A 25,723-nucleotide genomic window follows, 5' to 3' on the forward strand; every position below is an offset into this window, starting at 1 on the left:
TTCAGTTGTTGGTCATAAGACACAACAACGGCGAAAAAGTAATCCAACAAAAAGGCAGCCCGCACCCGGACTGCCCTTCAAAAGCAAAACCTTTTAGCTTTCGCCTTTAACCTTTTACCTCCAATTAAAACCTGCTAAAGCCACCATCCAGCACCAAATCGCCGCCCACCATGTATTTTGAATCGTCTGATGCGAGGTACAGGTAGCCTTCGGCTATTTCTTCCACATTACCTAAACGTTTTGCGGGTACAATAGAAGCCATGTAATCTTTCATCCCGTCAACTTCGGCAGCGCTTGCGCCACCGCGACCGAAGATAGGCGTTTCAATAGGACCGGGAGACAATACGTTAACGCGGATGTTCCTGTCTAACAAAGAAGACGATAAACCTCTGGCCAGCGATGTTGTGGCTGCTTTGGTAGCCGCGTATACAGATGCATCTGCAAAGGCCTTGTTGCTCACTGCCGATGAGGTGATGATAACGGATGCCCCATCATTTAAATAAGGCAAAGCCTTTTGTACAGAGAAGAAAGCGCCTTTAAAGTTAATATCACTTAACTGGTCAAAAAGTTCCTCCGTAAAATCTGCCAGTGGTAAACCTGCATAAACGCCGGCGTTAACCACCAACACATCTATTTTACCTAACTGAGCTGTTATCTGCTCATAAGCAGGTGCAATGCTGTTAATGTTGGCCACATCGGCTACAACACCTACCGCACCTTCACCAATTTCGGCAACCGCTGTATCAATTGTGGTTTTGTTACGGCCTGTTATACCCACTTTAGCGCCGTGTTGCGCATATAATTTTGCTGCTGCCAAACCTATACCGCTGTTGCCACCTGTAACTACGGCAACTTTATTTTCTAACTTTTTCATTTATTTATATATTTAAATTTTTCGATGTATTATTGCGAAACTCTTCCTGAATCGCGCAGCAAATATAAACACATTAAATTGATATATCGAAATATTTCGATTAATTATTTTAATTTTTTTTTAGCTTTTAAAAGCGCTTAAAAATTTCAGGTAACTATCCATTGTTTCTTTATTTACTCTGTAGTTCACATTACGTCCATCCTTAGTAGCAATAAGCAGGTCGGCATCAACCAACTGACTTAAATGGTGAGATATGGTAGATTGAGCCAACCCTATATTATCAATAATGCACGCGCATTTAAGGCAAGCGTCATCCTGGCTTTTGGCCATAGCCATAATTTGTAAACGATAAGAATCTCCCAGCGCTTTTGATATCTTCTCTACTTTCTTAGCATCTAATTCCATAGTGCAAATTTATCGATTATTTTCGATTTTGGGAAACATGCCGTACCTACTGTAGCACCCAACAAAAAAGTCCGTCTGCAGATGCAGTACGGACTTTATAAATTTTCTATTCGCTTAAATTAAAGCGCGGTTGGCCTTCTTATAACGCCTAACAATAATGAAATGATAGCAATAACCAACAATACGTGGATAATACCACCTGCTGAATACATAAAGAAGCCTAATGCCCAACCTATAATTAAAATAACTGCGATGATATACAATAATGAGTTCATGGTAATAGTGTTTTAGTTTTAGTAAATGAATTTCATAAGTTATATACACCAATACCAAAACGATGCCAAACGTATAATAAGTTAATTATTGTGCTTATAAAATAAAAAAAACGCCCTGAAAAAAGGGCGTTTGTGTTTTTTTGTAGAGACGCAGCGTTTATTTCGTTTAATAATGACACCAAAACAAGTCGACGTCATTGCGAGGTACGAAGCAATCCCCGTGCGACATGAACGGCGTCAGGTAACCCACAATTACTTGTAAACGGGCAACCTATCTCAGCGAGATTGCTTCGTTCCTCTCAATGTGAAGAGAAAGCGGGTAAATGCCTGCCGAAAAACCGGGCCATGCGTAAAGGCCTTGAGCGGGGAAGGTTTTTTTCGGCTTGATTTTTTGGTTACTTTTTCATCAAGGAAAAAGTGACTAAGCCCCCGCGGCTATGAGCGGTAATGAAGCGATTGTTAGTCCGTTTTTCTATCGCTTCATCATCCATTCTCTTTTACTGCAACGTTAACCACTTTTTACGTACCGCCATTTGCTGTGCGGTAGCGTTTGGCAACTGCTCAATTTTATATTTAACCGTGGCCGATTTTTTAAGTGTAACAGGAATGGTTTTTTCCAGGCCGTCGCGTATGAGTTTAACCATTATTTTATCACCCACCTTTTTGTCGCCAAACAAGGGTTCTTTGCTGTCAACCGGTTTATCGTCAATAGTGATGATCTCGTCGTTCACGTTAATACCATCATCCCAGGCAGAGGTGCCGCGTAACACAGAGGCTACAATCACCCTGCGGGTATTAGCCACCATGGTAATACCTAAAGCAGGCGAATTGCTGCCGGCCAACTCATCGGTCATTTTGCAACCCGCAAAAGCCAGGTAGCTGTTATAGTCAATATCGGTTACACCGTTAATATACCTGGCGTAAAAATTATCCAGGCTTTTACCGGCAAATTTTTCCAGCGCCAGTTTAAACTCCGCGTCGGTATATCCGCGCTTTTTGCCTTTGTAGTATTCATTATACATATAGCGCATTACGTCATCCAGTGAGTTTTTGCCTTTGCTGTTGTTAATGATCTCCAGGTCAAGCATCATGGCAATGATGGCACCTTTGGTATAGTATGATATGGTGGTATTGTTTGAGTTCTCGTTAGGGCGGTAAGCTTTTATCCAGGCATCAAAACTGGCCATAGCCACGCTTTGTACTTTTACGCCTGGCTGGTTCTCTAACTGGTTAATTTGTCTTGCCATCAGGTCAAGATAATTTTGCGGGGCGTACAATTGTGTACGGCGCACTATAATATCCTGATAGTAGGCGGTAAAGCCTTCTGCTATCCAAAGGTTGGTGGTGTAGTTCTCATTATCATAATCAAACGGACCTAATACTATCGGCCGTAAACGTTTAACGTTCCACAGGTGAAAGTGCTCATGCGCAGCCAACGACAAAAAACTCTGGTAAGTACCTTCGTGCGTATAACCATCGCGCGTAGCGCCCAAGGTGGTTGAGCTTAAATGCTCCAAACCGCCACCACCTTTTAAATAATTATGAATAATAAAGGTATAATGCTTGTTAGGGTTCTCGCCAAATACGGCAACCTCCTCCTCTATCAGTCGGGTAAAGTCTTTTTTAACGCGTTCTTTATCATAGTTGCCGCCACCGCTCATAGCAACTTCATAATCTGTTGATCCAACTTTAAAGCTGAAAACATCCTGCGTACCTACTTCAATAGGAGAATCAAACAGGATATCATATTCAGGCGCGGTGCGTGTAAAGGTATCGCCATTCACTTTTTCCAGACTGGTTGATACGGTCGTCCAGCCTTTATACGGTACAATTTTAACTGTTGATGCATTTTTCAGCATGCCTTCCGGATAGATAAAAAAATCAGGCGAAGAAATGAATGCATGGTCGGCATCAATAAAGCTGGTACGTACCGATACCTCAAACGCGTATACTTTATATTTAACGGTAATGGCAGCTAAACCATCGGTGCTGACATGCCATATGTTTTTGCGGGTTTTAGTAACAGGCAACTCTTTGCCGCCTGCGCTTACGGTAAATCCCTCCAGGTTGCGGGTAAACTCGCGTACCAGGTAAGAGCCCGGCGCCCAAACCGGCATTTTAAGGTCTAATGTTTTTTGATTAAGACCGCTTATGGTCATCTCCACTTCGGCATAATGGGCCTGTGCTTCTGGAAAGGTAATGGTATAGTTTATTTTCTCGGTACCTGCCGCGCTTCCGGTATTACTGTTCATTAAAAATATGGTTGTAAAAAAAAGGGTTGCAAAAATTTTCTTCATAACTGCAATGTATAAATTTTTTTATTTCTATCCGCTTATCAAATAATTAGCTAATAGCTGTTGTAACATGCTTGATACACGCCCTTATGTGGGTACGCTACCATTTACTTTTGCCGTTTGAATCTGCAAATACAATTGAGGTTTAAAAAAGTTGCGAAACTTCTAAATAATTGGACAAAAAAGGCCGCTGATATCAAGTATTTTAAACAAAAAATATTGATATTACAACGCATTTAGCACCCTTTGCTGCCCTAAATGTATTAGCAGATGCATTTTGATCTTTACTTCAGGAATAAGGCTTGGTTGAGCCTGGATGTCCAAAAATAAAATATGAAAACCAGATATATTGTTTACATCATTATTGCCGCAGTTATCGGCTTTTTAGTTTACAACAAATTTTTCAGCGAGTCTGCAAAGAAACGTGCTGCCATGAGCGCTAAGGGTCCGGGCGGACCGGGTGCAGGTGGTCCCGGAGCAGGCGGACCTGGTGGCGCAGGTGGTCGCGGTGGTAAAGGAGGTGGCCCGGGCGGCCCCGGTGGTGGCAGAAGAGGCGGCCCTGTAGCAGTAACGGTAATGATCGTTAAAGACACTACCATCAGCAACAATATAGATGTTACCGGTACCATTGATGCCAATGAAAGCGTGAACCTGATAAGCGAAGTATCCGGCCGTATTACCGGCATCTACTTTAACGAGGGTAGCCACGTAAACAAAGGACAACTTTTGGTTAAAGTGAATGACCAGGACCTGGTGGCATCGCTTAAACAAAGCCAATACCAGATACAATTAGCCAAACAAAACGAAAGCCGCAACAAGCAGCTGTTGCAAAAAGAGGCTATCAGTCAGGTAGAATATGAAACCTCATTAACCAGCCTGAATACATTGAATGCTCAGGCCGATATGATCAAGGCGCAGATAGCCAAAACTGAGTTGCGCGCGCCGTTCTCCGGCACAATTGGTTTGCGCAGTGTTAGCCCTGGTGGTTATTTATCGCCCAACACCCCTATTGCCACTTTGGTAAATATGGACCCGGCTAAAATTACTTTCTCTGTGCCTGAAAAATATCTGGGTTATATAAAAACCGGCAGCAAAATCAGCTTTGAAGTAGCCAGCTCTCGCGAAGATTTTAAAGCATCTGTTTACGCCATTGAACCCTCTATCAACGTAAGTTCACGTACCATTACGGTGCGTGCCAAAGCGCCAAATTCAAAAGGTTTGTTAAAAGCGGGCAGCTTTGCCAAGATCAACCTTTCGCTTGATCAGATCCCAAAAACAATTATGCTGCCTACCGAAGCTGTTACACCTGATATTAAAGGCAGCAAGGTATTTATTTATGAGAATGGCGTAGCCGTACCGCGTTCGGTGAGCACCGATTTGCGTACCGCTACCAAAATTCAAATTACCGATGGCTTAAAGCCGGGCGATAGTGTGGTGGTGTCGGCAATTATGCAAATGCGCCCTAAGGCACAGTTAAAATTAATCCGAACAATTAATTAATTTAAGTAGCTATGAGTTTATCCTCAGTTAGTATAAAGCGACCGGTGCTGGCAACAGTTATGTCTGTTGTTATTGTGGTATTCGGTATTATAGGCTACAATTTTTTAGGTATACGAGATTTCCCTTCGGTTGACCCGCCCATCATTAACGTGCGTACCACTTATACCGGTGCCAACTCTGATGTAATTGAATCGCAGATAACCGAACCGTTAGAGAAAGCTATTAACGGTGTGCCGGGCATCCGTAACATTACTTCAACCAGCTCAGTAGGTAGCAGTAACATTACCGTTGAGTTTGACCTGGATGCCGACCTTGAAACCGCCGCTAACGACGTGCGCGACAAGGTGAGCCAAGCGCAGCGCCAGCTTCCGCAGGATATAACCGCTCCGCCGGTAGTATCAAAAGCTGATGCGAATGCCGATAACATCATCACCGTATCTGTAAAAAGTAACAAGCGAGACATTACGCAGGTTAATGATTACGCCGAAAACGTGTTGATGGAGGGTTTACAAACCATTCCGGGTGTGAGCGCCATTAACTTACAGGGCACGCGCCAGTACGCTATGCGTTTATGGATAGATCCTGCTAAGCTTACTGCATTAGGCCTGGCTGCCAATGATATTTCAACAGCGCTTAACCGCGAGAACGTGGAGTTGCCTGCCGGTAAAATTGAGGGTAACAAAACCGAATTGAGTATACGCGCGGTGGGTAGAATGACTACCGAAAAAGAGTTTAACGACCTTATTATCCGTGCAGATAGCAACCGCGTTATCCGCTTAAGCGATGTGGGTTATGCTGTGTTAGGTTCTGCTAACGAGCAAACGGCGTTTAAGGAATCGGGTACATTGCAGGTTTCATTAGCTATTGTACCACAGCCGGGCGCTAACTATGTTGACATTGCCAAAGAGTTTTACAAACGTTTTGATCAACTGAAAAAAGACCTGCCTGATGATATTCAGGTTAAGGTTTTGGTTGATAAAACCAAGTTCATTAAACAATCTATTGAAGAGGTGGAAGAAACCCTGGCTATTTCATTCGCGCTGGTGGTGATCATTATTTACCTCTTTTTCCGCGACTGGCTCATTGCTTTCCGTCCGTTAATTGATATACCGGTATCATTGGTAGGTACATTCTTTATTATGTACGCCTGCGGGTTCTCCATCAATATATTAACCTTATTAGGTATAGTACTGGCAACAGGCCTTGTGGTTGATGACGGTATAGTGGTCACGGAGAACATCTACAAGAAAATTGAGGAAGGCATGGATGTACGCAAGGCCGCTTTTGAAGGCTCTCGCGAGATATTCTTTGCGGTAATTTCAACTTCGGTAACGTTAGCGGCAGTGTTCCTTCCGGTAATGTTCCTGCAAGGCTTTACGGGCAGGTTGTTCCGGGAGTTTGCGGTGGTGGTTGCAGGTTCGGTATTGATATCGGCATTTGTATCACTATCCTTAACACCAATGCTGAGCGTTAAATTCGTTCGTAAAAATCACAAAAAATCTAAATTTTACGAGCGTACCGAGCCATTCTTTACCCGCATGACCAATGCCTATACCGAAACACTGGTAGGATTTATGAAGCGTCGCTGGATAGCAGTAGTTATACTTTTGGCATCAATTGGCATTATATGGGGATTGAACAGCCAGATACCTTCTGAGCTGGCTCCACTTGACGACCGCAGCTTCCTTCGTTACTCGGTTACCGGTCCGGAAGGTTCATCCTACGAGTTTATGGCCGACTACATGGACAAGGTATCTAACATGGTGGCCGACTCAGTTCCCGAAGCTAACATGAATGTTGAGATAGTGGCTTTTGGCGGTGGTGGTGCCGGTGCTGTAAATACAGGTATGGGTATGATTGGTTTGACAGATCCCGACAAGCGTAAACGCAGTCAGCAGGAAATTGCCGACATGCTGACCAAAGCGCTGCAAAAATTCCCTGATGCACGTGCCATTGTAACACAGGAGCAAACCATTAGCGCAGGCGGTGGCGGCGCGCGTAGCTCGCAGCCTATACAATACGTTTTGCAGAACCAAAACTTTGATAAGATACGTAACGTTCTGCCTGAATTTATGGCTGAGGTAATGCAAAGTCCGGTTTTTGTGACACCGGATGTCAATCTGAAATTTACCAAGCCTGAGCTTAAAATTACTACCGACCGTGAACGCGCCCGTGACCTGGGTGTATCGGTAGCTGATATTGCACAGGCCTTGCAGTTATATTATAGTAACAGCCGTTTAAGCTACTTCCTGATGAACGGTAAGCAGTACCAGGTAATTGCGCAGGCCGACCGCGCCAACCGCGATGAACCGCTTGACCTTAAAACGTTGTATGTGCGTAACTCACGCGGTGAATTGATACAACTGGATAACGTGGTGAAAGTAGAAGAAGACGCTACTCCTCCATCCATACTGCACTTTAACCGTTTTAAGGCAGCTACCATACAAGCCGGTTTAGCACCGGGCTATACCATTGGCGACGGTATTAAAGAAATGGACCGTATTGCCAAAGCTACTTTAGATGAGACCTTCAGTACTGCGTTAAGCGGTTCATCCCGCGACTTTGCAGAGAGTGGTTCTAACATTTTGTTCGCGTTCATCTTCGCGCTGTTACTCATTTACCTGGTTCTGGCTGCACAGTTTGAAAGCTTTAAAGATCCTGTAATTGTAATGTTAACGGTGCCGTTAGCGGTTGCCGGCGCTTATTTATCGCTTTGGTTATTTGATCAAACGTTAAACATCTTTGGCCAGATAGGTATAATTACCCTTGTTGGTTTGGTTACCAAAAATGGTATTTTGATAGTTGAATTTGCCAACCAGCGCATGGAACACGGCATTGAGAAATATGAGGCGGTGGTTGAAGCAGCTACGGCTCGTTTGCGCCCTATTTTAATGACCAGCTTAGCGGTAGTATTAGGCTCAGTACCTATTGCCCTGGCTTTGGGTGCAGGTGCAAAAAGCCGTGTATCATTAGGTATTGTAATTATAGGCGGTATGCTGTTCTCACTGGTGTTAACGCTTTATGTAATACCAACCATGTATGTTTTAATAGCATCAAAAGTACGCCGAGACCCCGATGCTGAAGACGAATTTGCAGCATCAACCCCTAATGAAGAAGTAAAGTTGGTTGAACAACACTAAGATATCCCTTTAATGAAACTTAAACTAACAGGCTATTTAATTCTCTGCTGTATGTTATCGGCTTTTGCAGTAAAGGCGCAACGCGTGCCTTTGCTTACCTTAAAAGATGCCATTGATACAGCATTGCAAAATAACTACAATATAAAACTGGCACAGAACAATGCCACTATAGCACAAAACAATGTTTCCCTGGGTAATGCCGGCTTCTTACCTTCCTTAACAGGTAGCTTTACCAACAATAACAGTGTACAAAACAGTACTGTAACCCGTACCACGGGAACGCAAAGCTTTACCAACGTGCGTAGCCGAAACAACAATTATGGTGTGGCTATGGACTGGACCATTTTTGACGGTTTTGCCATGTTTGCTAACTACGACGCGCTTAAAACCCGCGAACGCCTGAGCGGCATAACATCGCGCGATACGGTTTTACAAACGCTTACCAACGTAATTAACACCTATTACAGCCTGATTAACCAAAACCAGATATTAAAATCGCTTAAAGGCGCTATTGGCATATCAAAAGCACAGTTACAGTTTGCCAAAGACAAGTTTGCCGTAGGCGCGGTTGCCCGTTTGGATGTGTACAATGCTGAGGTAAATGTAAACACAGATACGGCTAACTACCTTGCGCAACTACAACTGTTTAAAACCACCAAGATACAATTGAACCAGTTACTGGTACGCAACCTGCAAACTGATTTTGCCGTAACCGATACCATAGTTGTTGATGAAAAACTGGCGCTTGGCGACGTTTTAGCAGCAGCTGCAGCGCAAAACCCGCGCATCTTGTCGGCACAGATAGCCAAACAACTGGCCGAGATCAACCTGAGGCAGGTTAGGGCGGTGCGCTATCCGGTTGTGGGTTTAACAACAGGCTATAACTTTACCAACAGCCGCTCGCCAAGCGGCGCGTTATTAGCCAATGATGCACGTGGTTTAACTTACGGATTAACTGCCAGCATTAATATTTTTGATGGATTTAATCAGCGCAGGCGCGAAAACAACGCGAAGATACAGGTAGAAAATTCTGCTATACAGGCTAAAAATATTAAGTTAGGTATTGACGCGCAGGTTAACTCCCTGTATACAAATTACCTTTCAGGACTTGAACTTATTAAATTGGGGCAGGCTAACGTAGCCATTGCAAAACGCAATTTAGAGATCACCTTAGATAAATATAAACTGGGCAACATTACCCCGCTTGAAGTTCGCCAGGCCGAAGAGAACTTTGTAAACGCGCAGGTTAATTATTATTCCGCAGAATATCAGGCTAAAAGCGCCGAAATTTCATTAAAGCAAATTACTAACAACATTAATATTCAATAATGAAATAAAAGTTTATTTTTGATGTTTAATAACCATGGCTTTATACAAAACATGCTTGCTGATTGATGACAATTACATAGATAATTTTGTCACGAGCAGGCTTTTGGAAAGCTGTAAGTTTGCCGATAACATTGTAGTTCGTCAATCTTCTGCGGAAGCTATTGAAGCGTTACGCGATGGTTCATTAACCCCCGATGTTATTTTTTTAGACCTGCGCATGCCCGGTATGGATGGGTTTGAATTTTTGCAGGAGTTTGATAAGCTGGAGATCAATAAAGAAGCCATAAAGGTGTTTATGTTATCTTCATCTCTTGACCCTACAGATCTTCGCCGCTCGCACGCTAATAAATACATCACTCAATTTGTTCATAAACCCATAACCAGACAGGTACTTGAGGAACTTTCATGATCTTAGTTGCCGATAGCGGATCATCAAAAACAGATTGGTTGCTTACCCAACCCGACGGAGACCCCATCGAATTTCGTACACCGGGACTCAATCCCTATTTTCTTACAGAAAAAGAAATAGTTAAAATTTTACAGGACCGCGGTGCCGACATGCTGGCTTATGCCGCAAAGGTTACCGAGATCTACTTTTTTGGCGCCGGTTGCTCGGGGCCAGACAGGCACGAGATCGTCTCTAACGCTTTAAGTCAGTTATTTACTAAGGCTTACATAAGTGTTGACAGCGATCTGCTTGGATCTGCCTATGCAACGTGCGGGCATGAAAGAGGGTTGGTTTGCGTTTTAGGTACCGGCTCCAACATTTCTTTTTTTGATGGTGAAGACACCCACTCGGGCAAGCACGGCTTAGGTTTTATTTTAGGCGATGAAGGATCGGGCAACTGGTTTGGCAAAATGCTGATCACCGATTTTTTATACGGACACATGCCGCCCGAGGTACAAACGCTGTTTGAGAACACGTATGAGTTAAGCAAAGAAATTGTGATGCAGAACGTTTATCAAAAGCCGGCCGCCAATGCCTACCTCGCTTCTTTCGCACGTTTTTTAAATGTAGTGCGCCGTACAGATTACGGGCAGGAACTCCTCAAAAAAGGGCTTACCGAATTTATTGAGACCAACATTAAATCGTACCCGCAATATCACGATCATAAATGCCATTTTGTGGGGTCTATAGCCCACACTTTTACTCCCGAACTTACAGCCCTTTGCAAAGCCAATGGCATACATGTAGGCAAAATAATTAAACAGCCTATATTTGATCTGCTGCGGTTTATTTTAAGCAGAGAGGAACAGTAAGTGCTAAAACCTTAAATTTGTATACATGAATGTTGAGGTAAAAGAGCTTACCAAAGTTTACGGACAGCAAAAAGCCGTTGATCAGATCTCGTTCAGCGCTGGTACGGGGGTGTTGGGTTTTTTAGGGCCCAATGGTGCCGGTAAATCAACCACCATGAAAATGCTTACCTGTTTTTTACCCGCAACAAGCGGAACCGCCAGCGTATGCGGCTTTGATGTGGAAAAGCAATCGTTACAGGCGCGCGGCCAGATAGGTTATTTACCGGAAAACAATCCACTTTACCTGGATATGTACATTAAAGAGGCTTTGGCTTTTGTTGCAGGCATTCATAAAATTGCTGATCCTGCAACACGCATTGCGGAGGTGATTGAGCTTACAGGTTTAACAGCCGAACAACACAAAAAAGTAGGCCAGCTATCAAAAGGTTATAAACAACGGGTTGGTTTGGCACAGGCTATTTTGCATGATCCGCAGGTGTTGATACTGGATGAACCCACATCCGGACTTGACCCTAACCAATTGATAGGCATCAGGCAATTGATACGTGATCTGGGCAAAACCAAAACCGTTATTCTTTCTACCCACATTATGCAGGAGGTAGAAGCCATTTGCGATAGGGTGATCATTATCAATAAAGGAAAAATAGCGGCCGATGACACCTTAACCGGTTTGCTTGAAGCGCATGGGACCAACTCGTTAGAGACAATTTTTGTTAAATTGACCAATAACGCGGCCTAAATACCTTTACCTAATAACTTATTATGAAAAAGCTTTTTTTAATGTTGTTGCTTTTTATAGTAGCAACACTCCCTGTAGTAGCCCAAACCGAAGGCCGTACCAGTATTGGTATTGATGCGGGCATACCCGTAGGCGCAGCGGCTGATGCTTATTCTATAGCTATAGGCGGCGCTATAAAAACAGAAAATATACTCAACGAGAACACGCTTCTTTCTTTATCCTTCGGTTACACATCATTACCTGCCAAACAAACGCTGATAGGCGCTAACATTAAGCCACCCGCAGCCACTTATACACCATTAAAAGTTGGTATTAAATACCGTTTAGTGGCAGAGCTCTATGCCGAGGCGCAAACAGGCGCAGCTTTTGAAATAAGGGGAAGGCGCACCGTGCGCTTTATTTACGCGCCTGGACTGGTTTACAATATCAACAGCTTTGACCTGGGTTTACGCTATGAGGGCTGGGCCGGTAGCGGCAGCACCATTAGCCAGGTTGCATTAAGGTTGGGGTACAGTTTTTAACCAATCTACAGCTCATGTTGATCCATTCTCCTGCAAAAAATTTTGCGACCTTAACTCTTTGAACACTCGGTAAATAGCCACATAACCCAGGCTTACATTCCAGTTTTTATCAAAAAAAATTCAAGATCGTTGTAACAAAACTACAATATGCTTCGTCTTATGCGGTAATAAATTTAATCCTATTTAGAAATTTTGACAATATTAACAGGCCATTAATATGATTTATACAATATTTTTATCTTTGCATTAACATTTTAATAACTCACATTTTTTAACCTTAAAAAAACAATTTATGAAAAAAGTTCTATTAGCAACCTTATTATTTTTAGGTGTAGCAGCAACAAGCTTTGCGCAAGACGGTGGCAAATTCAGCATTGGTGTTGAAGCGGGTTTACCTGTTGGTAGCGCAAGCGATGTATCATCATTCGCAATTGGCGGTTCATTGAAATATGCACTTCCTATCGCTGAGAAAACCGCGTTCACTGCTTCTGCAGGTTACACTTTCTTCTCTTACAAAAGCGATATTAAAAATGCGCTTAAAGCATTAGGCGTAAATGATAAAGGTCAGGGTTTTATTCCTGTAAAATTAGGTATCAAATATGATCTTGCTGACGCTCTATATGCTGAAGGTCAATTGGGTGCTACTTTTATCACTACCAGTGGTGCTGATAAAAAAGTTGCTTTCGCTTATGCTCCTGGCATTGGTTACAAATTTAGCGATGTTTTAGATTTAGGCGTACGTTACGAAGGTTGGTCTGTTAGCGGTGGTACCACCAGCCAGATCGCTGCCCGTTTAGGTTTCAGCTTCTAATCTGATTTTTTGCGTAGCGATACGCATATTTGAAAAGGCCATCGGTATACCGATGGCCTTTTCTGTTTCAACAAATATTGTTGTAATTTCGGCCGTCAAGTATCGCTGTGTATAGTATCCTCAAAAAAGAAATAACGTCTTATTTAAGCTCATTGGTAGCCTACGTAACCATTGGTGCTTTTTTACTGGTGCTTGGGCTGTTTTTATGGGTGTTCCCCGAATCAAGCATACTGGATTACGGCTACGCCGGACTGGACAGTTTGTTCAATACAGCCCCCTACCTGTTCATGTTACTGGTACCGGCCATTACTATGCGCTCCATAGCCGAAGAGCGCCGCGAAGGTACTTTTGAATTGTTGGCCACCCGCCCGCTAACGCACCTACAGATAGTGTTAGGCAAGTACTTTGCTGCCGTGTTAATAGTGCTGTTTGCATTGCTGCCAACCTTAGTTTATTATTATTCGGTTTACTCATTAGGCGTTACGCCGGGTAACTTAGACACCGGAGCGGTAATAGGCTCCTACATCGGGTTATTTTTATTGGGTTCGGCTTTCGCAGCCATTGGCATTTTCGCTTCAGCCATTTCACGTAATCAGATAGTAGCCTTCATCATCGCAGTTTTTATCTGTTTCTTTTTTTACAGTGGCTTTGACTCTTTAAGCGGATTGCTATCGCTGCAAAGCTACGGTCTGCAACGGTTGGGCATCACTCAACATTACGTTTCTATAAGTCGTGGTGTTTTGGATACCCGCGATCTGAGTTACTTTATTCTGCTTTCTGTATTATTCATATGGCTAACAATCATTTCCTTATCAAAGCAAAACCAGGGAAAGCCCGTACAAAAGGTTATATGGGGAGCTCTGTTAATATATTTGATAAGTGTTATTGCTGGCTTAGGCTTCACCCGTTTTGATTTTACTAAAGAGAAACGATTCACATTATCGCAAGTAAGCCGGGATATTTTGGCTACCCTACCCGGTGAAACCAAAGTAACCGTATACCTGGAGGGCAACCTCACCGGTGGTATGAAACGTCTGCAAAACGAAACGCGCGACATGCTAAGCAATCTGCAGGCTTACAGTCATAACAACCTGCATTTTGAGTTTATTGACCCGCTAACGGGGCAATCTGCCGAGCAACAGCAACAAACCATATCCAAGCTGCAATCGTGGGGATTGGAGCCTACCAACCTGGGCGTTAAAACCGAAACGGGCATTAATCAGCAGATCATTGTTCCGGCAGCTATGGTTACTTATAATGGCAAAAATATACCCGTTAAGCTGCTGTATCAGCAACAGCAAAAAGGATCGTCAGCCGACGAAGTAATTAACAACTCTATTGAAAACCTGGAATACGCTTTTGTTTCGGGCATTAAAAAGGCGGTAAGCGGTGGCCGTGCGGCTATTGGCTTTACTACCGGCCACAATGAACTGAACGATGCGCAACTGAATGATGCCATGGCCAGCCTGTCGGATGGCTTTGTAGTGGGCCGTGTTGATTTGAAAAGCATTCCGTTTGACAGCCTGCGGAATATTAAAATGCTGGTGATAGCCAAGCCCGACAAACCATTTAACGAAGCAGAAAAATATAAGCTGGACCAGTACATTATGCGTGGTGGCCGCGTGCTGTGGGCCATTGACCAGGTAAGCGCCGAACTGGACAGTATGCGTGGTAAAGGCGGCGAGCAAATGGCTTTCCCGAAACAATTAAATCTGGATGATCAGTTGTTTGTTTACGGCATCCGCATTAATTATGACCTGATAGCTGATCTTAATTGCGCCCAAATACCGGTTAACACCGGCAGCATGGCCGGGCAGGCGCAGATACAAATGGTGCCGTGGTTGTTCTACACGGTGTTCATCCCGCAAACCAAACATCCTATAGTAAAAAATCTGGATGGCATTTACAGCGAGTTCCCATCAACTATTGATGTGCTGGATGTTAAAAACGTGCAGAAAATGGTGTTGCTGTCATCATCGCCGTTTAATAAGGCATTGAAAGCTCCGCACCTGCTGTCGTTGCAGGCCATTGAGGAAGAACCTGACCCAAAAGCGTTTCAAAGTCCGCAGAAAATAACAGGTGTTTTACTGGAAGGAAAATTTGCCTCTAACTTTAAAAACAGGCCGCAGCCTGAAGGTATTGGTTCAAACATAACCACCACTCCGCAAAGCGTACCTACCAAAATGGTGGTGATAAGCGATGGCGATATTTTTAAGAACCAGGTATCGGCAGATGGCTCACCGTTCCCGTTAGGGTTTGACCGTTACAGCCAGCAAACCTACGGCAATAAAAACCTGTTACTGAACATTGCCGACTACCTGACCGATGATTCGGGCCTGATTGAACTGCGTACCAAAGAGGTACAATTGCGCCTGCTGGACCGCGCCCGTGTTAAAAGCGAAAAAATGTTCTGGCTAGTGATAAATACAGTTGTTCCCTTGCTTATGGTGTTAATATTTGCTATTTTTCAACATTATATACGCAGGCGTAAGTATGCTCGCTAAATTTTATACTTTTGATTAATTAATATTAATTACGTCTATGAGATTTATAGTTTCCACAACAACTTTACTTAAACAATTACAGGCGGTAAGTGGGGCATTGAGCAGCAGTACAGTTCTTCCCATATTGGAAAACTTTTTGTTCGAGATAAAAGATGGAAACTTAACCATATCAGCTACCGACCTGCAAACCAGCATGACCACTACCTTAAGCGTAGAGGCCAAAGAGAACGGCAGAATAGCTATTCCATCGCGCATATTGCTCGATACGTTAAAGTCATTACCTGAACAGCCTGTGGCTTTCTCTGTTGATGATAACACCTTTGCTATTGAAATTAACGCCGGCGACGGTAAATACAAATTAAGCGGCGAGAACGGCGAGGACTTCCCTAAAATTCCGGTTGTTGAAAACGCTTCATCTGTAAACTTACCTGCTTCGGTATTATCAGAGGCTATTAACAAAACAATTTTTGCAGTAAGTAATGATGAGCTGCGCCCTGCCATGACGGGTGTTTACTGCCAGTTGTCTTCACAATATTTAACCTTTGTAGCTACTGACGCGCACAAACTGGTACGTTACCGCCGTTTAGATGCCAAGGCCGAGAGCACAACCTCGTTCATTCTGCCTAAGAAGGCTTTGACCTTGTTAAAGTCAGCTTTGCCGTCAGACGATGTAAATGTATCTGTTGAATACAACAGCACAAGCGCTTTCTTTAAATTTAACAACATAAACCTGGTTTGCCGCTTAATTGACGAGCGCTATCCTGATTACGAAGCTGTTATACCGCAAAATAATCCTAACAAGTTGAGCATTGATCGCCTGGCGTTTTTAGGATCATTAAGCCGTGTGGCTATATACGCTAACAAAACCACCCACCAGGTAAGGTTAAAAATTAACGGCAGCGAATTACACATTTCATCAGAAGATATTGATTTTGCCAACGAAGCGCACGAGCGCCTTAACTGTCAGTACGAAGGCACCGACATGGAAATTGGCTTTAACGCAAGATTTTTAATAGAAATGTTAAAGAATTTAAGTGGAGAAGAAGTATCTTTGGAAATGTCTTCGCCAAACAGGGCAGGTTTATTACTGCCGCAGGGAGGTGATGAGAACGAAGACGTGCTGATGCTGGTTATGCCGGTGATGCTTAATAGTTATGCTTAAGTTATAGACTTAAATTATAGATCCAAATCTGAGTCCGGTGTAAAAACCGGACTTTTTTGTTAAACCCGGATACCAAATGCCGCAATTGTAAGTTAAATAGGCAGTTGTATACTATGAAGAGACTACCCGGCTTATTGTTACTGACAGCGTTTTTTGCATGTTGTGCAGCGTGCAAGAAAATGGTTGACCTGCCACCAGACAAACCTAAAACAACTTTAATGAATGTTGTTAATGCAACTGCCGATACACTCAACACATTCCAGAACGGTACACGCTTTAATTATACATCAAGTTTCTATCCGGGTGGTTCATTAGGTTATCTATCTGTTATAGCAGGAGAATACCCCTATCAGATAAAAAAAGCAGGAAGCCCTGACGTTTTGTTGGCTTTGCCTTTAAAAGTTGATACAGCCCAGGCTTATTCCTTATTTATAACAGGTTACGCAATAGATAGGGTATTTTTAACAAACGATGTATTTTTGGCTAACAATGATACAGAGATACGCTTTGTAAATACATCGCCAAACAGAAGTTTTGATATTAAAATTGGAAGTAATTTTAATTATGCTAACCGGGCATTTAAATCTGTAACCCCTTTTGTAGCCATGACTGCCGGTAAAAGCACCTATCAATTATATGAGGCGGGTGGCTCCGTCCCGATAGCTACAGGCGAGCTTAATCTGACCGCTAACCGCGTTTATACTTTATTTACAAAAGGTACAGCAACCGGCACAGGCGATGCCGCTTTTGGCGTTAAACTAATACTAAACAGGTAAAAAGATGGCCCTGATTAAACTTATACAAAAAAGAGGCTTAACATGGGTATTTATTGCTTTTGCAGGCTTTTTAATCACTGCAGGCACATTATCATGCAGTAACACCAATAATGTATTGCCTGTAGGTGCAAATACGCAGTTCCAGATTGTTAACCTTAGCCCTGATCTGCGCCCTATAAATCTCTACGTACGTTTTGTTAAACGTAATGTGGCTTACAGCTACCCAACTCCATCCGGATATTTCGGTATGACATCTATTGATACACCGTTGCAAATACGCTCGGCTTTAGCCAGTGTATCAACCGCCAACCTCATATCTATCGATACCATATTAAAGGCCAACACCAAATATACCCTTTTTGTTACCGGCCTGCGCGCAGATAGCAGCATTACCGGAATTTTTACTGTTGATACCGGAAGCAATACACCCGGGCGAGGCAAAGTTAGATTTGTGAATGCGTCACCCGGCGCTGTCGGATTAGATGTAAAAGCCAATGGTACAGCTGCCTTTGCTAACCAGGAGTATAAAAAAGTGTCTAAATTTATAGAGATGGCTCCGGGCAGTTATGATTTCGTGATCACCCCAACCGGAGCACCTGCCAACATTTTAAGAACCCTGCAAAAGGTTAGTATACAGGATGGTAAGTTGTACACCATTTATGCCCATGGTATTGCAGGCCGCAGAGACTCAGCTGCTTTTAACGCTGGTGTTTTGATCAACAGGTAAGGCTTTACCGTTTATATTGTTATTTTTGCCCAAAACATACGCACCTTGGAATTCTTAAAGCAAATCATCGACTTTATCCTTCACATTGATGTACATCTGTCAACCATTATCAGCCAGTACCAGGGCTGGACGTACCTCATTCTTTTTGTGATCATATTTGCCGAAACAGGCTTTGTAGTTACCCCTTTTCTACCCGGCGACTCGTTGCTGTTTGCAGCCGGTGCTTTAATAGCAGGTGGAAATACAGGATTAAACATTTATTTGCTTTCGCTTATTTTGATTGTTGCAGCCATAAGCGGTAACACGGTTAACTATACTTTGGGTAAGGTACTTGGTTCGCAGGTATTTAAGCCCACCAACAAAATACTCAAATTAGAATATTACCACCAAACGCAGGCTTTTTTTGAGAAGCATGGTGGCAAGGCGGTTATTTTTAGCAGGTTTATGCCCATAATACGCACCATTGCCCCGTTTGTAGCAGGTGTAGGTAAAATGCCTTTTGGCCGTTATACTTTGTATAATGTTGTGGGTGGTGTAACGTGGATCATCGTCTTTTTATTCGCTGGCTTTCTGTTAGGTAACATACAATTCTTTAAAGAGCACTTCTCGCTGATCGGTATTGGCATTATAGTGGTATCTGTTATCCCGCCAATTTTTGCGGCCATAAAAAGCAGGGTAAAGAAACCGGCTAACTAACAATCAGTAAGCCGCTATTTTACCATTCTTGAATACCGCTTCCTCCTTTTGAAGTTTAAGTTTTTCTGATGATAACAAGGGCTGAGTGATCAATTTGTCAAGATTGGGCTGCCCTGCATCTACCCAGGCCGAAAGCCAGAAACTGCTAACTGATAACACAGCCGACCGCATACGTCGCTGCACCATGCCCTGCAACAGCCTTTGATAGGCGGCAGAATAAGCAATCGAATAATCTTTTACCTTTCGGCTACCTCTAACTACCACCTCATACTTTTTCAGTGGCGGAAAGGTACGGTTGAGCTGCCGTTCCAATCGCAATACCGAGTCGGCTTTACTGAATGAGGTCCGACATATTTTGAAAGCCTCATCCAGCGGATTTTCAATATACCGCGCTTTACCTGTATAGCAGTTATAGTTAGCAGCAAAAAGCTCCGGTATACGGCTTTCCCATAAAGCATGTATGCCTTGCTGATTGGTTAGTTGCCCGTCATGATTGCTGTGCAAATGCAGCGGAACATGCGCATCGGCCACGTAATGGCCCAGATAAGAAGATGCAGTTAAAATGGCGGTAGTATCATGCTTTTTAAAGGCATCAACTAATCTATAGTATTGCGATTGTATGGCCCAGGGCACCGTACCATATTTATTTAAAGTATCTGCGGAATACTTTTTAGCCGCGTCTCGCCACCTGCGCGGAATATTTGTAAATGGCTTTTTGCCATAATGGTCGGCGTTTAAAAAATGTTTTGGCGCTTCGGTTGAGTCAACGTAGCGGCGTTTATCAGGACTGATGGCATGCTCGGTAATAAAGCCTATGTTGGCCTTGTAAAAACCCGACATAGCTTTAGGTAGAATAAAAACTGCCAGCCTGTTGATGCGGTGATGGGCGTAATAGCCCCATGAGGAAAGAGCTACGAGCATTGCTATGCCTGTAAAGAGTAAAGCACAACAATTGATGGTTTTTGTAAGGCGAGGCAATTCCACGGCATGAAAATAAGCACAATTAGCGATATTGAAGGATGGCGCCCGTATATCAAAAATATAATTATGATTATTTTTGAAGGTTAAACAAAATAGACATGCTTAAAATACATACACAATATATTAATGATGCTAAAGGAAATAGAAATTTCGTGGTGCTTACCATTGCTTAATTTAATAAACTTATTGAAGAATTAGAGAATGCAGAAGATGTGCAGCTTTATGATAAAGCAAAAAGTTCCGACAAAGGCAGGCGTATACCAATGGCGGAGGCCTGTAAGCAAATAGAAAGCAATATCAAAACGCCATATTGAACTACCTGATAACTAATTTAAAAAAGACATTTGTTTTTAAAATAAAAGGTCATATATTTGCAGTCCTTAAATAAGAACAGCAAAGAATAGAGCTACAATGGCAAATCATAAATCATCATTAAAAAGGATCAGAGCAAATGCTGCGAAGCGTCTGCGTAACCGTTATCAGGCAAAGACCACAAGAAACGCTATCAAAAAATTGAGAAGCAGCACAACTAAAGCTGATGCTACTGCTCTTTTATCAAAAGTGATCTCTATGCTTGACCGTTTAGCTAAAAAGAACGTTATTCACAAGAATAAAGCTTCAAACAATAAATCAAAGCTTACTAAATTCGTTAACGGATTAAGCTAATCATATTTAAACTTTAATGTTTAGAAAGGCGATGAGTATACTCATCGCCTTTTTTATTGGTCTGATTTTATCTGAACCGGGATTTTTAAGATTTAGGATTAGCTACTTATAATTAAATAAATTCGAAAAATATTGATTCAGACAATCCTATAATGTTATTTTAGACAAATAATACTACACATCATAGTTCAGACAACCTTGTGGAACCTTACCAAGACAAGATAAGTATTAAAGCCTGGGCCGAAGAAGACCGCCCGCGCGAAAAGCTAAGCACCCAAGGCCGCCGCGCCTTAACTGATGCTGAACTGATAGCTATTTTAATAGGCTCGGGCAGCACTACCGAAACAGCTGTTGAACTAAGCAAACGCATTTTACACCACTACAGCAACGACCTTAATAAGCTGGGCAAGGCATCAATAGCCGACCTGTGTAAATTTAAGGGTATTGGCGAAGCCAAAGCAATATCCATTATAGCTGCTTTAGAAATCGGTCGCCGCCGGAATGAAACCGAATCAAAACCGCCGGAGCGCATAGGCAGTTCGCGCGACATTTATAACCTGATGCGCCGCCACCTGATGGATCTGGGGCACGAAGAGTTTTGGATCATACTGCTTAACCAAGGCGGCAAGGTTATTTCAACCGAACTGATCAGCAAAGGCGGTTTGACCGGAACGGTAGCCGACCCAAAAATTGTTTTTAGCATAGCCTTGCAACACCAGGCCGTATCTATTATATTAAGCCATAACCATCCCTCAGGAACGTTAAAGCCGAGTCAGCTGGACATTGACCTTACTAAAAAATTAGCCACGGCAGGCCGCCTGTTAGACATACGCGTGCTTGACCACTTGATCTTTACCAACGGAGGCTACTTTAGCTTTGCGGATGAAGGAATAATTTGATTTCGATATCAGATGTAGCTTAATATCGGATTTCGGATGTTCGATTTCGGAATTTCAATATCAAACAAATTTAGTAAGCGATCCCTCCTTGGGGAGGGCAGGGAGGGGTTAGCCCGCTATCTTATCATTTTCCAAATCAATACAACAAGAAAGCCACTCCTTTTAAAGAATGGCTCCCTGTTTAATCTTATCCTATTATTGGCAAATATTACTCAGCTTCGGTGCTGGCCATTTTGTTAATACCGTTAACGGCTAAAATGGTTAGGTCCTCATCGCATTGTTTTTCTTCGGCTAAAGTTGCTTCTAACAACTCAACAGCTTCGTCATAACCTAATACGCCTGCTAAAGTGCGCAAGGTACCGTAAGAAGCAATTTCATAATGCTCAATTTTTTGTGAAGCCGAGATAATACCTGCATCACGTGTAATGCTGCCTTTTTCAGTCTCTTTCACAATTTCTTCGCCTTCTTTGATCAGGCCTTCCATTGCTTCGCATTTAATGGCGGCAGCTTTCTCGCCTATTGATTGGAAAACCTGCTCCAAACGGGTAATTTGATTTTCGGTTTCGCCAATGTGTTTTTCAATAGCTGCGCGTAACTCATCAGAAGTTGCTGCTTTAGCCATTTTTGGAAGCGCTTTTACCAGGTGTTTCTCAGCCCAGTAAATGTCTTTTAACTCGTCAATAAATAATTCGTTTAATGCTGATTCCTGAACTTCAACATTTTCTGTCTCTTGTGCTTTTTTAGCTGTTTTTGTGGTTGCCATGGTAAATGATGTTTTATGTTTTTCAGTTACCTAAACGCAAAGCCAGTGCCACAACCTATCGTTATAAGAAAAACACGTATAAATACTTTCTTTTAAATTGATTTTATCCAGCGAAACTAAACTTACCCAACAGCACTGATGGATTACCGCCTACAGATAGCGGTTCGCCGGCCAAAGCCTCGTTGCCCAGTAAAGCAAACAGTATGGCCTCTTTAGCATCGGGATTGATGCCTAAACTACCGGTGTCATTAATTTCGGTACGATACAAGCGTTTTCTGAGATAGTCCATTACAAACGGATTTTTAGCGCCACCGCCGCTCACAAACATTTTTGCGCCCTTTGGCATGTAGGCACGGGTAAAATCTGCAATGGCCTTGGCGGTAAAGGCACTGAGCGTACTAATTACATCCTCTGCCGGAATATGGCTGGTGCCGGAGCGCTCCTGAGCGGCGCGTACATATTCTTCATTAAACAACTCTGGACCAGTGGTTTTAGGCGGAGCTTCCTGAAAGAAAGGATGTTTTAGTAAAGAGTTCAACAATCCCTCGTTTACCGTTCCTGAATCAGCAATGGCCGAGTCTTCATCAAACGGCTTGTTGAAGAACTTGCGGGTAAAGGTATCTATCAGCGTATTACCCGGACCAATATCTGAGCACAGTATGCGTTCGGTATCACCGTCGGCAGGTAAGTACGTAAGGTTGGATATACCGCCAATGTTTACCAAGATGCGATCTTCACCGGCTTTGCTGCCTAATATCACATCGCCATATAATGCCAGAGGCGCGCCCTCTCCTCCTGCTGCAACATGTTTTTGACGGAGGTCGGATATGGTCAATATACTTGTTTTAACAGCGAGGTGGTCGCCATCTCCAATTTGTAAAGTAGCGTTAGGATATTCGGGATGTTTGTGCAACCGCTGCGGCGCGTGATAAATGGTTTGACCGTGACTGGCTATAAAATCTACATCAGCAGGGTCAATTTCCCATATTTTTAATGCCTCAAGTACCAGATCAGCATGATAACTACCGATGTAAGCATTTAGCAAGCATACCTTTTCCAGTTCCACCTGCTTTTTGGAAAATACCGATCTTACCTCATCTTTAAAATGGTCCTGGTATGGTATGGTAGTAAAATTGAGCAGCTCAAATTGAGTTTCCAATCCGTTGCCGGTAAAGCTGCACAGGGCAATATCCAGCCCATCCAATGACGTACCCGACATGAGTCCGATACCTAAACGCGATGGTTTTTGGGCAATATCAAAAAGCGATTGTAAGTTTCTGTTGAATACCGGCATAGACATAAAGTTTAACAGAGGAACAATTTTTGCCTATCAGATAGCAGGCGGGTAATTGCTTAAAAATAGCAAATTGACGCCTAAACCGCAAAAGTTAAGTAGATAATTATTGATATTTGTTATAGCACCAATATAACCTGCAAGCATGGCCCGTTTAAATTTATTGGAGGAAACCCGTTACGAAAAACTGCCTGTTACCGTATATCCTAACCCGATAGAGGCATCAATAGCGGTAGCTGCGCGGATAGCAAAGCTGATACGCGATAAGCAAGCCAAAGGCCAAAACGCAGTGCTCGGTTTAGCGACAGGCGTAACCCCCATAAGTGTTTATGCCGAATTGGTGAGGTTGCACCGCGAGGAAGCTTTGAGTTTTAAAAACGTTATCACCTTTAACCTTGACGAATACTACCCCATGCAACCCGCTGCTGCGCAAAGCTATGTGCGCTTTATGAATGAGCAGTTGTTTGACCATATTGATATTGACCGCGCTAACATTCACATACCCGACGGCACACTGACACAGGAGGATATTGTTGCCTTTTGCGTTTCTTACGAAAAACGGATAGAAGAACTTGGTGGCCTCGACTTGCAGATATTGGGTATTGGCCGTACAGGGCATATCGGGTTTAATGAGCCGGGCTCGGCACCTAACTCGGGTACGCGACTGGTTACTCTTGATGACATGACCCGTGCTGATGCTGCACGTGATTTTGGTGGTAAGCAGAATGTACCTGCCAAAGCCATTACCATGGGCATAGGCACCATATTTAAGGCCCGCGAGATCATCCTCATGGCCTGGAATAGCAAGAAGGCACCGATTGTTAAAAAGGCGGTTGAGGGCGAATTGTCAGCCGAGGTGCCTGCTACTTATTTGCAGCTCTCCGATAACGTGGAGTTTATTCTGGATGAGCCTGCCGCATCTCAACTCACCCGCTTCAAAACACCCTGGCTGGTGAAGGATTGCGTTTGGGACAATGAGCTGAAGAAAAAGGCAGTGATATGGCTGGCCGAACATGTAGGTACACCCATTTTAAAGCTGGTAGCCGATGATTACAATAACCATGGTATGGCGCAACTGGCCGTTGATCAGGGCTTGGTGTACAATATTAATATCGATATATTTAACCAGATACAGCATACCATTACAGGATGGCCGGGCGGAAAGCCAGGTGCAGATGATACTCAACGCCCCGAGCGCGCCTCGCCTGAGAAGAAGCGGAGTATCATTTTCTCGCCACACCCTGATGATGATGTTATATCAATGGGTGGCACGTTTATGCGCTTGGTTGATCAGGGGCATGATGTGCATGTGGCCTACCAAACATCTGGCAATACTGCTGTTTGGGATGATGACGTGTTGCGCTATGTAGAGTTCGCTATTGACTTTGAACAAAAGATGGGCGGCGATGCCACCCGCCTGAAAAGTATATATGCGGATATGCGCGCTTTCATTCCGCAGAAACTACCTAACCAGCCGGATACGCCCGAGATACGCGATGTGAAGGGTTTTATACGAAAAACGGAGGCTTTGGCAGGGGCAAGGTTCGCAGGCTTAGCAGACCACCATATTCACTTTATGGCCTTGCCTTTTTATGAGACCGGCAAGGTGAAGAAGAATCCGGTAAGTGATGAGGACATTAAACTCACCATGCAATTATTGCAACAGGTTAAACCCCAACAGGTGTTTGCGGCAGGCGACTTTGCCGACCCACACGGCACCCACATTGTTTGCTTTAACATTATAGTAGAGGCGCTGCGTCGCCTGAGACAAACTGAAGAATGGGTTAAGGACTGCTGGCTGTGGATGTACCGCGGCGCCTGGTTTGAGTTTGAAACCCACGAGATCGAGATGGCGGTGCCCTTATCGCCGGATGAGGTGCTAAGGAAGCGTTATGCTATTTTCAAGCACCAGAGCCAAAAGGACCCTGCAGTGTTTCCGGGTGAGGACCAGCGCGAGTTCTGGCAGCGGGCAGAAGACCGCAACCGCGACACCGCTGAGCGTTACGACCGACTTGGCTTTGCAGAATACGCCGCCATGGAAGCGTTTAAACGCTATTATTTTTAACTGTACCGTCTCACTTGATATATGAAACGATGTGAGACGATA

General features: G+C 43.5%; 23 protein-coding genes. 16 read left to right on the top strand and 7 right to left on the bottom strand.

Going from position 1 to position 25,723, the window contains the following annotated elements; all coding sequences use genetic code 11:
* Nucleotides 1-124: 124 nt before the first annotated feature.
* The 4 genes from CLV57_RS16345 to CLV57_RS16355 all read right to left on the bottom strand — a co-directional run bounded on the left by CLV57_RS16345 (nucleotide 125) and on the right by CLV57_RS16355 (nucleotide 3,851).
* Complete coding sequence (locus CLV57_RS16345) at nucleotides 125-874, bottom strand: SDR family oxidoreductase (RefSeq protein ID WP_100342448.1); 750 nt, start codon at nucleotides 872-874, stop codon at nucleotides 125-127.
* Between the two features lie 120 nt (nucleotides 875-994).
* Nucleotides 995-1,279: an ArsR/SmtB family transcription factor gene (locus tag CLV57_RS16350; RefSeq protein WP_100342449.1), complete on the bottom strand. Its 285-nt coding sequence runs from the start codon at nucleotides 1,277-1,279 to the stop codon at nucleotides 995-997.
* A gap of 119 nt (nucleotides 1,280-1,398) precedes the next feature.
* Entirely contained in the window at nucleotides 1,399-1,554 is a 156-nt protein-coding gene (locus CLV57_RS18435; RefSeq protein WP_157799194.1) for a lmo0937 family membrane protein, read from the bottom strand.
* Nucleotides 1,555-2,051: 497 nt separating this feature from the next.
* Nucleotides 2,052-3,851 carry a M61 family metallopeptidase gene (locus CLV57_RS16355; protein WP_100342450.1) on the bottom strand — a complete coding sequence of 600 codons (1,800 nt, stop codon included), beginning with the start codon at nucleotides 3,849-3,851 and terminating at the stop codon, nucleotides 2,052-2,054.
* 330 nt (nucleotides 3,852-4,181) lie between these two features.
* On the opposite strand from CLV57_RS16355, the gene CLV57_RS16360 reads away from it, so the two are divergent.
* The 13 genes from CLV57_RS16360 to CLV57_RS16420 all read left to right on the top strand — a co-directional run bounded on the left by CLV57_RS16360 (nucleotide 4,182) and on the right by CLV57_RS16420 (nucleotide 19,013).
* Complete coding sequence (locus CLV57_RS16360) at nucleotides 4,182-5,348, top strand: efflux RND transporter periplasmic adaptor subunit (protein WP_100342451.1); 1,167 nt, start codon at nucleotides 4,182-4,184, stop codon at nucleotides 5,346-5,348.
* Nucleotides 5,349-5,359: 11 nt separating this feature from the next.
* Nucleotides 5,360-8,488: an efflux RND transporter permease subunit gene (locus tag CLV57_RS16365; RefSeq protein ID WP_100342452.1), complete on the top strand. Its 3,129-nt coding sequence runs from the start codon at nucleotides 5,360-5,362 to the stop codon at nucleotides 8,486-8,488.
* A gap of 12 nt (nucleotides 8,489-8,500) precedes the next feature.
* On the top strand, nucleotides 8,501-9,817 hold the full coding sequence (locus CLV57_RS16370) for a TolC family protein (RefSeq protein ID WP_100342453.1): 1,317 nt from the start codon (nucleotides 8,501-8,503) through the stop codon (nucleotides 9,815-9,817).
* Nucleotides 9,818-9,851: 34 nt separating this feature from the next.
* Entirely contained in the window at nucleotides 9,852-10,226 is a 375-nt protein-coding gene (locus tag CLV57_RS16375; RefSeq protein WP_100342454.1) for a response regulator, read from the top strand.
* Complete coding sequence (locus tag CLV57_RS16380; RefSeq protein ID WP_100342455.1) at nucleotides 10,223-11,077, top strand: N-acetylglucosamine kinase; 855 nt, start codon at nucleotides 10,223-10,225, stop codon at nucleotides 11,075-11,077. The genes CLV57_RS16375 and CLV57_RS16380 overlap by 4 nt, the downstream gene beginning before the upstream one ends.
* Nucleotides 11,078-11,102: 25 nt before the next feature.
* Nucleotides 11,103-11,816, top strand: coding sequence for an ATP-binding cassette domain-containing protein (locus CLV57_RS16385; protein ID WP_100342456.1), 714 nt, complete (start codon nucleotides 11,103-11,105; stop codon nucleotides 11,814-11,816).
* 23 nt (nucleotides 11,817-11,839) lie between these two features.
* Nucleotides 11,840-12,337 (top strand): hypothetical protein, encoded by a 498-nt coding sequence (locus CLV57_RS16390; RefSeq protein WP_100342457.1) that lies wholly within the window; start codon nucleotides 11,840-11,842, stop codon nucleotides 12,335-12,337.
* 292 nt (nucleotides 12,338-12,629) lie between these two features.
* A complete protein-coding gene (locus tag CLV57_RS16395) occupies nucleotides 12,630-13,148 on the top strand; it encodes an outer membrane beta-barrel protein (protein WP_100342458.1) in 519 nt (172 codons plus the stop codon).
* A gap of 107 nt (nucleotides 13,149-13,255) precedes the next feature.
* Nucleotides 13,256-15,652: a gliding motility-associated ABC transporter substrate-binding protein GldG gene (gene gldG, locus CLV57_RS16400; protein ID WP_100342459.1), complete on the top strand. Its 2,397-nt coding sequence runs from the start codon at nucleotides 13,256-13,258 to the stop codon at nucleotides 15,650-15,652.
* Nucleotides 15,653-15,689: 37 nt separating this feature from the next.
* On the top strand, nucleotides 15,690-16,814 hold the full coding sequence (gene dnaN, locus CLV57_RS16405) for a DNA polymerase III subunit beta (RefSeq protein ID WP_100342460.1): 1,125 nt from the start codon (nucleotides 15,690-15,692) through the stop codon (nucleotides 16,812-16,814).
* Between the two features lie 113 nt (nucleotides 16,815-16,927).
* Nucleotides 16,928-17,590, top strand: a complete 663-nt coding sequence (locus CLV57_RS16410; protein WP_157799195.1) for a DUF4397 domain-containing protein — start codon at nucleotides 16,928-16,930, stop codon at nucleotides 17,588-17,590.
* Nucleotides 17,591-17,594: 4 nt separating this feature from the next.
* Nucleotides 17,595-18,317: a DUF4397 domain-containing protein gene (locus CLV57_RS16415; protein ID WP_100342462.1), complete on the top strand. Its 723-nt coding sequence runs from the start codon at nucleotides 17,595-17,597 to the stop codon at nucleotides 18,315-18,317.
* 45 nt (nucleotides 18,318-18,362) lie between these two features.
* A complete protein-coding gene (locus tag CLV57_RS16420) occupies nucleotides 18,363-19,013 on the top strand; it encodes a DedA family protein (RefSeq protein WP_100342463.1) in 651 nt (216 codons plus the stop codon).
* A 3-nt stretch (nucleotides 19,014-19,016) separates the two neighbouring features.
* On the opposite strand, the gene CLV57_RS16425 is transcribed toward CLV57_RS16420, so the two are convergent.
* Complete coding sequence (locus CLV57_RS16425; protein ID WP_100342464.1) at nucleotides 19,017-19,934, bottom strand: zinc dependent phospholipase C family protein; 918 nt, start codon at nucleotides 19,932-19,934, stop codon at nucleotides 19,017-19,019.
* Nucleotides 19,935-20,405: 471 nt separating this feature from the next.
* Here CLV57_RS16425 and rpsT point away from each other — a divergent pair, with 471 nt between their 5' ends.
* Nucleotides 20,406-20,660 (top strand): 30S ribosomal protein S20, encoded by a 255-nt coding sequence (rpsT, locus tag CLV57_RS16430; protein ID WP_100342465.1) that lies wholly within the window; start codon nucleotides 20,406-20,408, stop codon nucleotides 20,658-20,660.
* Between the two features lie 200 nt (nucleotides 20,661-20,860).
* Complete coding sequence (gene radC, locus CLV57_RS16435; protein WP_100342466.1) at nucleotides 20,861-21,559, top strand: RadC family protein; 699 nt, start codon at nucleotides 20,861-20,863, stop codon at nucleotides 21,557-21,559.
* Between the two features lie 208 nt (nucleotides 21,560-21,767).
* Here the strand turns inward: radC and CLV57_RS16440 are convergent, their stop codons facing one another.
* On the bottom strand, nucleotides 21,768-22,322 hold the full coding sequence (locus tag CLV57_RS16440; RefSeq protein ID WP_100342467.1) for a YciE/YciF ferroxidase family protein: 555 nt from the start codon (nucleotides 22,320-22,322) through the stop codon (nucleotides 21,768-21,770).
* 103 nt (nucleotides 22,323-22,425) lie between these two features.
* The gene (locus tag CLV57_RS16445; RefSeq protein ID WP_100342468.1) at nucleotides 22,426-23,616 is read right to left on the bottom strand and encodes an anhydro-N-acetylmuramic acid kinase; all 1,191 of its coding nucleotides are present in this window, start codon (nucleotides 23,614-23,616) and stop codon (nucleotides 22,426-22,428) included.
* Nucleotides 23,617-23,761: 145 nt separating this feature from the next.
* Here CLV57_RS16445 and nagB point away from each other — a divergent pair, with 145 nt between their 5' ends.
* Nucleotides 23,762-25,681, top strand: a complete 1,920-nt coding sequence (nagB, locus tag CLV57_RS16450; protein ID WP_100342469.1) for a glucosamine-6-phosphate deaminase — start codon at nucleotides 23,762-23,764, stop codon at nucleotides 25,679-25,681.
* The last annotated feature ends 42 nt before the right edge of the window (nucleotides 25,682-25,723 follow it).

Source organism: Mucilaginibacter auburnensis (genome assembly GCF_002797815.1).
Lineage (GTDB): Bacteria > Bacteroidota > Bacteroidia > Sphingobacteriales > Sphingobacteriaceae > Mucilaginibacter > Mucilaginibacter auburnensis.